Below are 13,596 nucleotides of genomic sequence, written 5' to 3' on the forward strand. Positions count from 1 at the left end.
CCTTCCGGACGCCAGCCACGGTGAATGCCAGCCACAGTGAGAGGAGCGGTCCCATGCGCATGGACGACATGATTCTGGTGAGCATCGACGACCACATGATCGAGCCGCCCGACATGTACGAGAAGCACGTCCCGGCCAAGTGGCGGGACGAGGCTCCGAAGGTCATCCGCAACGAGCAGGGATTGGACCAGTGGGTCTTCCAGGGTGAGGGGACCTCGACGAACTTCGGCATGGCCGCCACCGTGGGCTGGCCAAGCGAGGAATGGGGATTCAACCCGGGGACCTACTCGGAGCTGCGCCCGGGCTGCTTCGACGTGCACGAGCGGGTGCGGGACATGAACGCGAACGGCGTGCTGGCGTCGATGTGCTTCCCGACCATGGCCGGCTGGAACGCCAGGACCTTCACCGAGTCGCGTGACAAGGACATCGCGCTCGTGATGCTCCAGGCCTACAACGACTGGGTCATCGACGAGTGGTGCGGCACCTACCCCGGCCGGTTCATCCCGCTGGGCATCGTCCCGATGTGGGACGTCGACCTGGCCGTGAAGGAGATCCGCCGCATCGCGCGGAAGGGCTGCCGGTCCATCAGCTTCCTGGAGGCGCCGCACGCCTGGGGCTTCCCGAGCTTCCTGTCGGGTCACTGGGACCCGATGCTGCGGGCGCTGTGCGAAGAGAACATGGTGCTCTCGCTGCACATCGGCGCCGGCTTCAGCCTGATCAAGAAGCCGGACGAGGCCCCCGTCGACCATCTCATCATCCTGACCTGCCAGATCTCGGCGATCATCGCGCAGGACCTGTTGTTCGGCCCCACGCTGCGGCGCTTCCCGGATCTCAAGGTCGCCCTGTCCGAGGGTGGCATCGGCTGGATCCCGTTCTACTTCGACCGGGCCGACCGGCACGTCCAGAACCAGGCGTGGCTGCACAGCGACTTCGGCGGCCGGCTCCCGTCGGAGGTGTTCCGCGAGCACATCCTGGCCTGCTACATCACCGACCCCTCCGGGCTCGCGCTGCGCGACCGGATCGGCATCGACACCATCGCCTGGGAGTGCGACTACCCGCACACCGACACGACCTGGCCCACGTCGCCCGAGTTCGCCTGGAAGGAGTTCCAGGACGCTGGCTGCACCGACCCGGAGATTGACAAGATCACCTGGCGGAACGCATGCCGCTTCTTCGGCTGGGACCCGTTCGCCCACACTCCCAAGGAGCAGGCGACCGTCGGCGCGCTGCGCGGGCAGGCGGGGGACGTCGACGTGACCCGGATGTCCCGGCATGAGTGGCGCAGGCGCAACGAGGCGGCCGGCATCGGCGTCTTCTGAGTCTCCGTCACAGGCGTCTTCTGACTCTTCTGAGATCGCGGGGTCCACTACCCATGCCACGGTTCCACCACGCCAACCTCGGTGTTCCGCCGGGCCTGGACGACGCCGAGGGCGCGTTTCTCGTCGACGTCCTCGGCTACCGGAAGATGGATGTACCGCCCGACCTCGCCGACGTCGCCCGGTGGTACGAGGCGGACGACGGCAGCCAGATCCACCTGAGCATCGATCCCGACCACCGGCCCGCGGCGCGGGCCCACACGGCCATCGAGGTCGACGAGGACGTCGAACGCCGGCTCGACGCCGCCGGCGTCGCCTACCGGTCCGGCGGCCGGGGCGATCTGGCGGTGACGTTCTGCGCCGACCCGGCCGGCAACCTCTGGGAGCTGCGCCGGCACACGCGAACACCATGACCATGACGTGGTCCACGTCATACACGTGGTCCACGTCATACTCCGACCGGTGATCCGCCCGCGACGGGCGCGCGAATGTGCGGTGACCCCGCGCGCACGTCGCGAGGCGGGGACCGTGAGCGGAGGCCGCGCATGAGCAACGGCGAGATCAGCAGGGGTGGCTACGGGGCATCTGCCCGGTGACGGTCTCCTTCTCGACGCCGGTGTTGGGCGGTGTGGATTCCATTCCGACGTGGCCTTCTTTCACCGCGTGGAGCGGGCCGGACAACCTTGGACCATGCGCTACGATGACCTCCCGCCGGCTGGGGGGTGGACATGCTGTGACGGGCGACAACGCGCACCCGGTGGTGGGGCTCACGCAGCGGGACACGGAGCTGCACGGCCGGCTGGTCGCCGGCGACGAGCGCGCGCTGGACGAGATCTACGCATTGTTCGGAATCCTGGTGCACGCGCTCGCGTATCGGGTGACCCGGGACCGGGACGCCGCGAATGACATAGCCCAGGACGTCTTCGGCTATTTCTGGGAACATCCGCTGGCGTATGACCCCCATCGTGCCGGACTGCGAACGTGGCTGGCGATGCTGGCGCACCGGCGGTCCGTCGACTGGGTGCGCGGTGAGGAGCGGCGCCGCCGCCTGGCCGCACCGGAGCTTCACGGCCCGTTCGAACTGCCAGGCGTGGACGAGACCATCGAGGCGGCCGACACGTCCTGCCGGGTTCGCCTAATCGTGCGCGATCTGCCCGACACCCTACGGACCGCGGTTGAACTGGCGTTCTATCGGGAAATGACCTACCGCGAGGTGGCGGCCGAGCTCGGAATACCGGAAGGCACCGCGAAATCGCGAATGCGAAACGCCCTCGCGCGTATCGCCCGAACTCTCGCCGCGGAAGGCATCGGCGAATGACCATGGGTGACGCGCACCTGCCCGAGGGGCGCCTGAGCGCGTTTCTCGCCGAACAGGCGATGGACCTGTGCGGCGCCGACGAGGCCCGGTTGATCGCCGGGCACACCTCCGCCTGCCCGACGTGCGCGGACGCCTTGGCCTCGATCACGGCTGAGGCCGAGTGGCGGGAGGTCGACGACCTGTTGCTCGCCCTGGGCGACGTCGGCGAGCTTCCCGATGCCCCCGTGCCGGCCCGGCTGCGGGCGCCGGCCCGCGCGCGTCGGCGCCCGGCACCGCGGGTGCCCGCGTTCGCCGCTCCCTTCGCCGCCGCGGCCGGCATCCTCGAGTCGGTGCTGGCCGAGGTGGGCGATGACGCGCTGCGCGGGCCCAGCCCCGTGCTGACCTGGCGGGTGGGCGACCTGGTCGCGCACCTCGCCGCCGGCAACGCCCTGCTCGCGACGGCCCTCGGCGTCGCGGTCGAACCCCCGCCTGGCTCGGCCGTGGGCCTGGTCGGCCACACCGAGCGGCTGCTCGCCTGGGTCACCGGCTGGCCGCGCGAGCGCGTCCAGGCGCTGTGGCGCCACGACGTCGAGGCGATCGCGGCGAGGCTGAACGCCGAGCCGGAACTCGCCTCGCGCCACGTCGAGGTCGACGGTGTCCGGCTGCCGGTCGCGGACCAGCTGACCGCCCGAGCTTTCGAGACCTGGGTACACGCCCGCGACATCGCCGCCGCGGTGGGCATGCGGGTACCCGCACCGCCCGTCGACAGCCTCGGCGCGATGGCGGACCTCGCGGCCAGGCTTCTGAGCACCCTGCCTCCGCGCGCGGCCACCGCCCCCGCCGGCACCGTGCGCCTGACGCTCACGGGCCCGGGTGGCGGCTCCTGGCTGGTCCAGGTCGGCGGCGAGGGCGCCGCCGACCTGCCCACGGCTGACCGGCCCGAGGCCGAGCTGACCCTCGACACCGTCGAGTTCTGCCTGTTGGTCGCGGACCGCGTGCATCCGGCCCGCCTGGACGCCGAGATCTTCGGCGACGACGCCCTCGCCGCCGAGCTCCTCGTGATCGCCCCCCAGCTGTCTGGCCCCTGACCGGAGGCCTGTGCAGCGTGCGCCCGGCGGGGGGGCGCCCGGCCCGCGGCCTGTCGGGCGGGCGCGCGGCCGCGATCCCCGTAACGTGGACAGGATGTGGCCACGCGGGAAAGCTCCGGAGATTCGTGCCGCCTGGCCGCGCCGCGCCGCCGGTCCGGCGGCGGCCGCGGCCATGTCGCCGCCGACGACAGTCTTCCGGTCATGAGCGCGCGGCCGGCTCCCGGCGTGGACGACCTGGCCGCTGACCCGGCGCCGATGTCCACACCAGGCATGGCTCCGGCGCGGACGTCGCGGCAGGCGGACCTGTTCGACGCCCTGCTGGGGATCTTCCTGACGGAGGGGTTCGCCCAGTTCACCCTGGCGGACCTGGCCGCCCGGCTGCGCTGTTCGAAGAGCACGCTCTACGCGCTCGCGCACAGCAAGGAGCAGCTCGCGGTGGCGGTCGCCCGGCATTTCTTCCGCGCCGCTGCCGAGCGGATCGAGAACGACGTCGCCGCCGTGGCCGCGGCGAGCCCCGCCGAGACCGTGGGCGCCTACCTGGGCGGCGTCGCCCGCGAGCTCCGGCCCGCCTCGTCGGCGTTTCGCCGTGACCTGGCGGCGAACCCGGCGACCCGCGCCGAGTACGAGCGCAACACCCGCATCGCCGCCCGCCGGATCCGCGAGCTGGTGGCCGCGGGTGTCGAGGCCGGGGTGTTCCGCGGGGTCGACGCGGCCTTCGTCGGCCAGGCGGCGACGACGGTGATGTCGGCGATCCAGCGCGGCGACATCACCGCCGCCACCGGCCTGTCGGACGCGGACGCCTACGCCGAGTTGGCGAGTCTCCTGCGCCACGGCCTCGCCGGCCCGGTTCCCGGCGCCACCGCCACCAAAGTGCCCGGCTCTTAGCCAGGTAGTGGCCCGAATCTAGCCATCTCCCTGTTGTCGTCCGGGCTTGTTCCGTCCACCATGGGCCTGTGCCGACCTGCGAAGAAATTGCTTCTATCGAGGATTCCGTGGACCGGGCAGCCCACGCGAACGAGCTGATCTGGCGCAACCATCCACGGCCCACGCAGCTGCGCCAGCTGCGGGCGGACGCCCTGCGCGCGGCGCTGCGCGAGGGCACGGACGTGACCGAGATCGCCAGCCGGCTCGGTGTCCGGTCCGACGACATCGCCTGGATGACCAGCCACGAGACGTCCACCTGGCCAGCGCGGCCCGTCACCCGCTGACGCCTCCGCGCGTCAGCGACCCGAACAGCCACGCATCCGCCGTCCGACCGCCCGACTGGCCCGGCCGCCCGGCCGAGTGTTGGGCGGTCGGCGGGAGGGTGGGTCCTACCGTCAGCCATCAGCCGCCGGTCGGGACTAAGGTCCCGGCCGCGCGGTCCGTACCGACCGACGCCGACCGACCAAGCGCGTCACCTGCGCGGCGTCGTCCGCGCGTATGGTTTTGATCATGAGCGATGTGCGGGTGTTCCTCCTGGATGATCACGAGATCGTTCGGCGTGGTATCCGGGAGATGCTCGAGGACGCGGGTGATCTGCGGGTGGTGGGTGAGGCGTCCACGGCGGAGGAGGCGTTGCGGCGGATTCCGGCGGTGTCGCCGGATGTGGCCGTGCTGGATGCCCGGTTGGGGGACGGCAGCGGTATCGATGTGTGCCGTGAGATCCGTTCGGCGCATCCGGAGATCGGTTGTCTGATCCTGACGTCGTATGACGACGACGACGCCCTGTTCTCCGCGATCATGGCTGGTGCGGCGGGTTACCTGCTCAAGCAGATCAGGGGGACAGATCTCGTCGGTGGGATCCGTGAGATCGCCGCGGGCCGGTCGTTGCTCGACCCGGCGGTCACGCAGAGGGTCCTTACCCGTCTGCGGGAGGGGTCGACGGGGGACCCGAAGCTGGCCACGTTGGGGGTCCGGGAGCGTGAGATCCTGCGGCTGGTCGCCGAGGGCCTGACGAACCGGCAGATCGCCGGCCGGATCCACCTGTCCGAGAAGACCGTCAAGAACTACGTCTCCTCGATCCTGGTCAAGCTCGGCCTGACCAGCCGCACCCAGGCCGCCGTCTTCGCGACCCGGCTCGGCGCCGGCTCCCGCGGCTGACGGCGCGCCCTCCCGCGCACCCACCACCTCCCTCCGTCCGCCGGGCGAAACCGGCCAGGACGATGCCGGGTTGCCCGTTTCGCGGCGGTGCGCGCGTGGGCAGGAGTCTCCGATGGGTCCAACCGTCCCGAGCCGGACACGCCAAACGCCGCCGGACGGCGGTCCGAACGGCCCCGCCGCCGGCTACGTCCGGCGCCCCGACAGCACCCCTGGCGACGGCGATGCTGGACGGGCCGCAACCAGACCGCGCCGAGGAGGCCCGATGCCCGGGCACGACACCGTCACCGCCCCCGCGGCCGCGCGCGGCCCGGGTCCCGCAGGAGCCGGCCGGCCCGGGCGGTCAGGGCGGCCCGAACGGGAACGGGCCGCGGGCCCCAGCCGCGGCCGATGGGACGTGGACGCCGTACCGCGCGGCGAGACGACCGAGACGCACAGCGCGACGCTCACCTTCGCCGTTGACCTGGTCTACAAGGTCAAGAAGCCTCTCGACCTAGGGTTCCTCGACTTCCGTACCCGCGAGGCCCGGCTGGCCGCCTGCGAGGACGAGGTCGCGCTCAACCGGCGCCTCGCCCCCGACGTCTACCTCGGCGTCGCCGATCTGCGCGACGGCGAGGGCCGGCTCGTCGACCACGCCGTGGTGATGCGCCGGCTACCCGAGCGACGCCGGCTGTCCACGCTGGTCCGGCGCGGTCAGCCCCTCGACGAGGCGCTGCGGGCGGTCGCGCGCCGGCTCGCCGCCTTCCACGCCGCCTGCGCGACGTCGCCGCAGATCGAGGCGGCGGGGAGCCTCGACACGCTCGCGGGCCTGTGGCGCGAGGGCGTCGAGGGAGTAGCGCCCTTCCGGGACGGCATCCTGGACGGCCAGGTCATCGACGAGATCGACCAGCTCTCGGGCCGCTACCTGGCCGGGCGGGCGCCGCTGCTGGCGGAGCGGATCCGCACCGGCCGGGTCCGCGACGGGCACGGCGACCTGCAGGCCGACGACATCTTCTGCCTGCCGGATGGCCCGCGCATCCTCGACTGCATCGAGTTCGACCAGCGGCTTCGGGTCGGCGACGTGCTCGGCGACGTGGCGTTCCTCGCGATGGACCTGGAACGGCTCGGCGCGCGCGAGGAGGCCGAGCGGTTCGTCGGCTGGTACCGGGAGTTCTCCGGCGAGACGCACCCGCCGTCGCTGGAGCACCTCTACATCGCCTACCGGGCGTTCGTCCGCGCCAAGGTGACCTGCGTGCGGTCCGGGCAGGGGGACGGGGACGCCGCCGACCTCGCCCGTCGGCTGGCCGCGCTCACGCTCGACCACCTGCGCCGCGGCCGGGTACGCCTGGTGCTGGTGGGTGGCCTGCCGGGCACCGGGAAGTCGACGCTCGCCGGCCAGCTGGCCGAGGCCGAGGACGGCTGGGCGCTGCTGCGCTCGGACGTGGTGCGCAAGGAGCTCGCCGGCCTGCCGGTGGACGCGCCGGCGCCGGCGGAGCTCAACCCGGGCATGAACGCCGGGATCTACGCGCCGGCGGCGACCGAGGCCGTCTACGCCGAGCTGCTGCGTCGCGCCGGGCACGCGCTCGCGCACGGCGAGAACGTGCTGCTGGACGCCTCGTGGTCGTCGGCCGCCGCCAGGGCCGCCGCGGCGCGGCTCGCCACCGCCGCGGCGGTCGACCTCGTCGAGCTGCGCTGCGTGACCGCGCCCGAGGTGGCGGCCGCCAGGATCGCCCGGCGGGCGGCCGGCGGGCGGGACGCCTCCGACGCGACGGCGGCGGTGCACGCCGCGATGGCGGCCCGCGCGGACCCGTGGCCGACGGCGACGGTGATCCACACGACCGCCCCGCCCACCGAGTCGGCCGCGATGGCCCGCCGCCGCCTGCGCTAGCCAGCCCCACCCTGTGGCTGCCCCGTCCCCGCCCGTCCCGCGTCTGCCCCGCCCGCGCCGGTCCCGGTCCCGCGGCGCGGCCTGACCTGGCCGGCCGACCACCGGGAAAGTGATGCGAGCAGCGCTGACTGACCCCCACCTCCAGGGGGGCATCGGCTACGGTGTCGGGGACATGGGACCCGATCCGACCGCCCGGCCGGCGCCTGGCGGTGCCGCGCCGGCGCAGCGTGTCGGGGCTCGGCAATCCGAGCCGCCGAGCGAGGAGCGGCCGGGTGAGGAACTGGAGTTCCCCGGCGTCGCCCGGCTCGAGCTCGACGAGCTGCTGCTGCAGCTCGTCGACCGGGCGCAGGACGTCATGGCCACGCAGGGCCGGCTGCGCGGGCTGCTACGCGCGACCAGGACCGTGGCCTCCGACCTCAGCCTCGACGTGGTGCTGCGCCGGATCGTCGAGGCCGCCTGCGAGCTGGTCGACGCCAGGTATGGCGCCCTGGGCGTGACCGCGAAGGGCGCCGACGCGTTGGAGCAGTTCATCCACGTCGGCATCGACCCTCGGCTGGTGGCCGAGATCGGGCACCTGCCGCGCGGCGAGGGCGTGCTCGGCGCCCTGATCCACGACCCGCGGCCGGTACGCCTGGAGAACATCGCGGATCATCCCGGCGCGGTCGGCTTCCCGCCCGGCCATCCGACGATGCGCACCTTCCTCGGTGTGCCGATCCGGGTGCGCGGCGAGGTGTTCGGCAATCTGTATCTGACCGAGAAGCGCGGTGGGCGGGCGTTCACCGCGGAGGACGAGGAGCTGGTGCTGGCGCTCGCCGCGAGCGCCGCCGTCGCGATCGACAACGCCCGGCTCTTCGGCCAGGCGCAGCACCGTGAGCAGTGGCTGCAGGCGTCCGCCGACATCACCCGGCACCTGCTCGGCGACGGTGACCGGCCGCTGGAGCTGATCGTGCGGCGCGCGCGCGAGGTCGCCCGGGCGGACACGGCCGCGCTGGCGCTCGGCGCGCACGACGCGGGGCACCTGCGCCTGGACATCGCCGCCGGCGCCGGGGCGGCGCGGCTGGCGGGTGGGGTACTCGCCGTCGACGAGTCGCTGGCCGGGCGGTCGATCCGCGAGCACGCGCCGCTGTTCGCCGCGGAGGCGCCGGCCGAGATCGCCGAGCTGCTCGCTGGCGAGCCCGACCTCGGCCCGGTGATGGTCGTCCCGTTGATCACCTCGCGTACCAGCGCGGGCGCGGTCATCCTCGGGCGCGGCCGGGGCGCGGAGCCGTTCACCGACGCGGACCTGGAGATGGCGGCCGCGTTCGCCGGGCACGTCGCGATCGCCCTGCAGCTCGCCGAGTCGCGTGCGGCGCAGAACCGGCTGACGGTGCTCGAGGACCGCGACCGCATCGCCCGCGACCTGCACGACCACGTCATGCAGCGGCTGTTCGCCGTCGCGCTCGGCCTGCAGGGGCTGGCCGAGGCGGAGGACCAGCCGAACCGGGCGAAGCGGCTGGCGACCTACGTCGACGACCTGGACTCGACGATCCGCGAGATCCGCCAGACGGTGTTCGAACTGCGAGGCCGGTCGGCGGTCGGCGGCGCGGGCCTGCGGACGGCCCTGCGCGGCATCGTCGACGAGACGACCAGGGCATTCGGCTTCGAGCCGCACCTGCTCGTGGACGGCCCGCTGGACAGCGCCGTCGACCCGGCCGTCGCCGACCACCTGTTCGCCGTGGTGCGGGAGGGCCTGTCGAACGCGGCCAGGCATGCCCAGTGCCGGGGGGCGTCGGTCACGGTGACCGTCGCGGCCGGCTGGGTCAGCGCCGAGATCGTCGACGACGGGGTCGGAATCGGCGAGCCGAGCCGGCACAGTGGGCTCGCGAACATGCGCAGCCGCGCCGAGGAGCTGCACGGCTCGTTCGAGATCGGTCCCGGCCCCGACGGCGTCGGGACCCGCGTCGCGTGGGCGGCCCCCTGTGCCCTGCCGGCACCGATCCCAGACCAGGCCTGAGGGGGGAGTGCCGGCCGTGTCCCACGTGTAGGCCGGGTCTCCCGTGCTACCCGTGCCCCGGCGTGTCGGAGCCGGCGATCCCGGGTGATACCGACAGCTTTCGAATATCGTGTTCTTCCTGGAAGGGTGCCACTAGGGGCAGGATAGTCGTCATGCCGACGGAATATTCGCTATGACCGGCCAGGTCGCGGCGTTCGCGAACACCGTCATCTTGTCGACCTACTTGGCGATCTCGCTGACGATCGCGCGCGGCCTCTGGAAATCGCGCCAGTGGCGCAACAACAAGCTGGGTACTGCAACTGCCGCGATCTTCTTCACCTGCGCGGTCGGGCACGGCCTGCATGCCGTGTTGTACTTCAGCGTCGCCGCGAACCCGTCGGCAGGGGCCTTCCACATACACGGCGGCGAGCTGGGCGGCCTCGGGCTTGCCAGCGCCGTCTGGGACGTGGTCACGGCGTTCGTCGGTATCTGGTACTGGTCACTGCGTGGACGTTTCCCGGCGCTTGTCCGCGGCGCGGCCGTGTTCGAGGACCTGCGGCTGCGCCAGACCGCGGAACGCAAGCTGCGGCTGTCCGAACAGCGATACCGCGGAATTGTGGAGACCACCAGTGAGGGCGTCGTCCTCATCGACGCCACCGGCGCCATCGACTACTCCAACGCCCAGTTCGCCGCTCTCGTCGGTCATACGCCGCGCGAGGTGTACGGCATGACGTTCGCCGACCTGGTGCTGCCCAGCCACCGGGGGCCGCTGCTGGCCGCGCTGGCGGCGGTTCGTGAACGCGGCACCCAGCGCATCGAGGTCGAGCTCGCCCCCGCCGGCGGCTCGCCGGGTGACGGCCGTGGCCACAGGGTGCACGCGCAGATCGCGCTCACCGCCCGCGCCGACAGCGAGACCGGACCGGCCGGGACGCAACGCGCCGCCCTCCCGCCGGCGGACGGCCACGGCCCGGGGGGCGCGACGCCCTCGGACAGCTTCGGCGGGGCGCTCGCGATGGTCGCCGACGTGACCGAGCGGCGCAACGTGGAGGCACAGCTGCGGCAGTCGCAGCGGCTGGACGCGGTCGGCCAGCTCGCCGGCGGCGTGGCGCACGACTTCAACAACCTGCTCACCGTGATCGACGGTTACGCCGCCCTTCTGCTCGGCGAGGTCGAGGGGCCGGTCCGCCGCGACGTCGTCGCGATCCGGGACGCGGCCGCGCGCGCCTCGGCGCTCACCCGCCAGCTGCTCGCGTTCTCCCGCACCCAGGCGATCCAGCCGCAGGCCGTCGACGTCAACGAGCTCGTGGGCGGCGTCGAGGACATGCTTCGCAGGCTGATCCGGGAGAACATCCAGATCGTCGTGCGGGCCGAGGCCCAGAACGCGATCGTCTGGGCCGACCGCGGCCAGCTCGAGCAGGTGCTCATCAACCTGGCGGTGAACAGCCGGGACGCGATGCCCGACGGCGGCCAGCTCACGATCAGCACGGCGCGCGCCCTGCTCACGCCGGCCACGCACGCGCCGGCCGGCATCGGCGTCGACGGCGCGAGTGGCGGCCTGGCGGAGCATGTGCTGCTCACCGTCGCGGACACCGGCGTCGGCATCCCGGAGGAGATCCGCGGCCTCATCTTCGAGCCGTTCGTCTCGACGAAGGAGGCCGGCCAGGGCACCGGGCTGGGCCTGTCGACCGTCTACGGCATCGTCCGCCAGGCGGGCGGCCAGGTGCTCGTCGACTCGGTGCGCGGCGTCGGCACCGTCGTGCGGGTCTACCTGCCGGCCACGTCGTCGGCGCCGAACGCGGCCAGCCCCCGGCGGGACACCGACGAGATCTCCGGCGGGCGCGGGACGGTACTGCTGGTCGAGGACGACGGGCAGGTGCGCCGGCTGACCGAGCGGATCCTGCTCATGGCGGGCTATGACGTGCTGACCGCCGCCGACGGCCCGGAGGCGCTCGAGCTCGCCGAGAACGCGCCCGCCCTCGACATCCTGGTCACCGACGTGATGATGCCGAGGATGAACGGCCGCCAGCTCGCCGACCTGCTGCGCGCGTCCCGCCCCGGCCTGCCGGTGCTGTATGTGTCCGCCTACCACCGGGGCATGATCAACCCGACGCCCGTCGCGTCGCACGGCGTCGCCCACGTGGAGAAGCCGTGCTCGCCGGCGGTGCTCACCGAGAAGGTCAGCGAGCTGCTCGCCGCCGCGAAGACAACCCGCCGCGTCCCTGGCCTGCGTCCTCAACCCACCGGTCTCACGACGGGAGGATCATGATCGGGAAGCTGCAGACGATGGTCCTGGACTGCCCCGACCCGCTCGCGCTCGCCGAGTTCTACGGTGCGCTGCTGGGCCTGTCGGTCACCAAGATCGAGGCGGACTGGGTGGTGCTCGGCGGCCCGGCCGGCGCCCGCCTGGACTTCCAGCTCGCGCCCGACCACGTCCCGCCGAGCTGGCCGGACCCGGCCCGCCCGCAGCAGATGCACCTGGACATCGAGGTCGACGACCTCGACGAGGGCGAGCGGCGGGTGCTGGAGCTCGGCGCGACGCTGCTGTCCAGGGACCAGTCCCCGGACAGTTTCCGCGTATTCGCCGACCCCGCCGGCCACCCGTTCTGCCTGGTCACCGAGTAGTCCCTGCCCTGCGCTGCCGGCCGGAGGGGCGGACGCGGGTCAGCGGGCCGCGCCTGTAAGCGGGGCCGGGCAGGGAGCGGCGAGCTCCTCGACGGCGTCGGCGAGGCGGTCGGGGCCGCCGTTCGCGCGCATCCGCTCGGCCGCGGCCCGGGCCGCGGGCGCGGCCTCGATCGCCGCGTGGACGGCCGCGCGCACGCCGGTCGGCGGTGAGCCGCTTGGCGGGCAGCACCAGGCCGGCGCCGGCCTCGGCGACCCGGCGCGCGACCTCCGGCTGGTCGCGGCCGAACGGCACCGCGACGACGGGCACGCCGGCGGCGATCGCCTTCTGTGTGATCCCCATGCCGCCGTGGCAGACGACCGCGGCCGCGTGCGCGAGCACCGGCCCGTGCGGCACGAACCGCTCCACCCGCACGTTGCCGGCGGACTCCAGCCGCGCCGTGTCGTACGCCCCGCCGAGGGTGACCAGCACCCCTACCAGCTCGCCGCGCAGCGCCTCGACGGCGACCTCGGCGAGCCGCTCGTCGCCCTGGTAGTCGGTCGACGTCGTCACCAGCACCCAGGGGGCGCCCGGCTCGGCCAGCCAGTCCGGCGTCTCGGCCGGCGGGTCCCACTGCTGGGCGCCAACGAAGCGCACGGACTCCGGCAGGTCGGCCCTCGGGTACTCGAGCGGGTCGCCGGTGAGTACCAGCAGCCGGTCGGACGTGAGCACATGGTCGAACGGGCTGGCCAGCGGCGCGAGCCCGGCTTCGGCTCGCATCAGGTTGAGCGGCGGAAGCATCGCCTTCCCGAACTGGCGGATCACCACCGGCCACAGCGCCCGGTCGCGCAGCCGGCCGAGCGGGCCGCGGGCCGGGGCGAGGCCGAGCCCGTAGGGCGGAATGCCCGCCCCGCGCAGCGGCAGCAGTGACGGCAGCGTGGTCGCCCAGCGCGGCCCACCCGCGCGGGCCGCCGCCTCGGCGGCGACGGCGGCGCCGTAGGCGTTGATGTCGACGAGGACGACGTCCGGGTTGAAGGTCTCGATGGCCGCGGTGAGGTCTGCGCGCTCGGCGGGGCCCCGCGCCATCAGCCCGCCCAGTGCCCGTCGCAGACCGTTCGGACCCGTCTCCTCGGCGGGCGTCGCGACCGGGATCGCGTCGATCCGCGGATCGGTGGGGACGGCGTCGAGGCCGGCGTCCCGGGCGACGCCGACGAGCTCCGCGCCGACGCGTACCTGGACGTCGTGGCCCCGGCGGCCCAGCTCCAGCAGGCCGGGGACGAGCGGGAAGAGGTGCCCGGGGGCGGTGGTGACATGGACGAGGACGCGCGCCATCGCTGGCTCCGTTCAGGGGGAAGGGCAGGGTGGGACGCGGCCACGC

General features: G+C 73.4%; 12 protein-coding genes. 11 read left to right on the forward strand and 1 reads right to left on the reverse strand.

Annotated elements, in window-relative coordinates; translation table 11 throughout:
* Positions 1-53: 53 nt before the first annotated feature.
* The 11 genes from FRCN3DRAFT_RS0216595 (at position 54) to FRCN3DRAFT_RS0216645 (ending at position 12,241) form a co-directional block, all read left to right on the forward strand.
* On the forward strand, positions 54-1,319 hold the full coding sequence (locus FRCN3DRAFT_RS0216595; RefSeq protein WP_007511871.1) for an amidohydrolase family protein: 1,266 nt from the start codon (positions 54-56) through the stop codon (positions 1,317-1,319).
* A 53-nt stretch (positions 1,320-1,372) separates the two neighbouring features.
* Complete coding sequence (locus FRCN3DRAFT_RS0216600) at positions 1,373-1,729, forward strand: VOC family protein (protein ID WP_007511872.1); 357 nt, start codon at positions 1,373-1,375, stop codon at positions 1,727-1,729.
* Positions 1,730-2,049: 320 nt separating this feature from the next.
* Positions 2,050-2,634 (forward strand): RNA polymerase sigma factor, encoded by a 585-nt coding sequence (locus FRCN3DRAFT_RS0216605; RefSeq protein ID WP_232794064.1) that lies wholly within the window; start codon positions 2,050-2,052, stop codon positions 2,632-2,634.
* On the forward strand, positions 2,631-3,701 hold the full coding sequence (locus tag FRCN3DRAFT_RS0216610) for a maleylpyruvate isomerase family mycothiol-dependent enzyme (RefSeq protein WP_007511874.1): 1,071 nt from the start codon (positions 2,631-2,633) through the stop codon (positions 3,699-3,701). Before FRCN3DRAFT_RS0216605 ends, FRCN3DRAFT_RS0216610 begins: the two co-directional genes overlap by 4 nt.
* 201 nt (positions 3,702-3,902) lie before the next feature.
* Positions 3,903-4,586, forward strand: coding sequence for a TetR/AcrR family transcriptional regulator (locus tag FRCN3DRAFT_RS44785; RefSeq protein WP_007511875.1), 684 nt, complete (start codon positions 3,903-3,905; stop codon positions 4,584-4,586).
* Positions 4,587-4,693: 107 nt separating this feature from the next.
* Positions 4,694-4,909: a hypothetical protein gene (locus FRCN3DRAFT_RS44790; RefSeq protein WP_007511876.1), complete on the forward strand. Its 216-nt coding sequence runs from the start codon at positions 4,694-4,696 to the stop codon at positions 4,907-4,909.
* 226 nt (positions 4,910-5,135) lie between these two features.
* Positions 5,136-5,783 (forward strand): response regulator, encoded by a 648-nt coding sequence (locus FRCN3DRAFT_RS0216625; RefSeq protein ID WP_027140663.1) that lies wholly within the window; start codon positions 5,136-5,138, stop codon positions 5,781-5,783.
* Between the two features lie 262 nt (positions 5,784-6,045).
* Positions 6,046-7,647 carry a bifunctional aminoglycoside phosphotransferase/ATP-binding protein gene (locus FRCN3DRAFT_RS0216630; RefSeq protein WP_007511879.1) on the forward strand — a complete coding sequence of 534 codons (1,602 nt, stop codon included), beginning with the start codon at positions 6,046-6,048 and terminating at the stop codon, positions 7,645-7,647.
* 172 nt (positions 7,648-7,819) lie between these two features.
* Complete coding sequence (locus tag FRCN3DRAFT_RS0216635; RefSeq protein ID WP_106410465.1) at positions 7,820-9,640, forward strand: sensor histidine kinase; 1,821 nt, start codon at positions 7,820-7,822, stop codon at positions 9,638-9,640.
* 172 nt (positions 9,641-9,812) lie between these two features.
* Complete coding sequence (locus FRCN3DRAFT_RS0216640; protein WP_007511881.1) at positions 9,813-11,885, forward strand: hybrid sensor histidine kinase/response regulator; 2,073 nt, start codon at positions 9,813-9,815, stop codon at positions 11,883-11,885.
* Positions 11,882-12,241 (forward strand): VOC family protein, encoded by a 360-nt coding sequence (locus FRCN3DRAFT_RS0216645; RefSeq protein WP_007511882.1) that lies wholly within the window; start codon positions 11,882-11,884, stop codon positions 12,239-12,241. The genes FRCN3DRAFT_RS0216640 and FRCN3DRAFT_RS0216645 overlap by 4 nt, the downstream gene beginning before the upstream one ends.
* Here FRCN3DRAFT_RS0216645 and FRCN3DRAFT_RS44795 read toward each other — a convergent pair.
* Positions 12,231-13,550 carry a nucleotide disphospho-sugar-binding domain-containing protein gene (locus FRCN3DRAFT_RS44795; RefSeq protein WP_007511883.1) on the reverse strand — a complete coding sequence of 440 codons (1,320 nt, stop codon included), beginning with the start codon at positions 13,548-13,550 and terminating at the stop codon, positions 12,231-12,233. The genes FRCN3DRAFT_RS0216645 and FRCN3DRAFT_RS44795 overlap by 11 nt on opposite strands.
* Positions 13,551-13,596 lie beyond the last annotated feature (46 nt).

Origin of the sequence: Pseudofrankia saprophytica (assembly GCF_000235425.2) — a bacterium.
GTDB classification, from domain to species: Bacteria; Actinomycetota; Actinomycetes; order Frankiales; family Frankiaceae; genus Pseudofrankia; species Pseudofrankia saprophytica.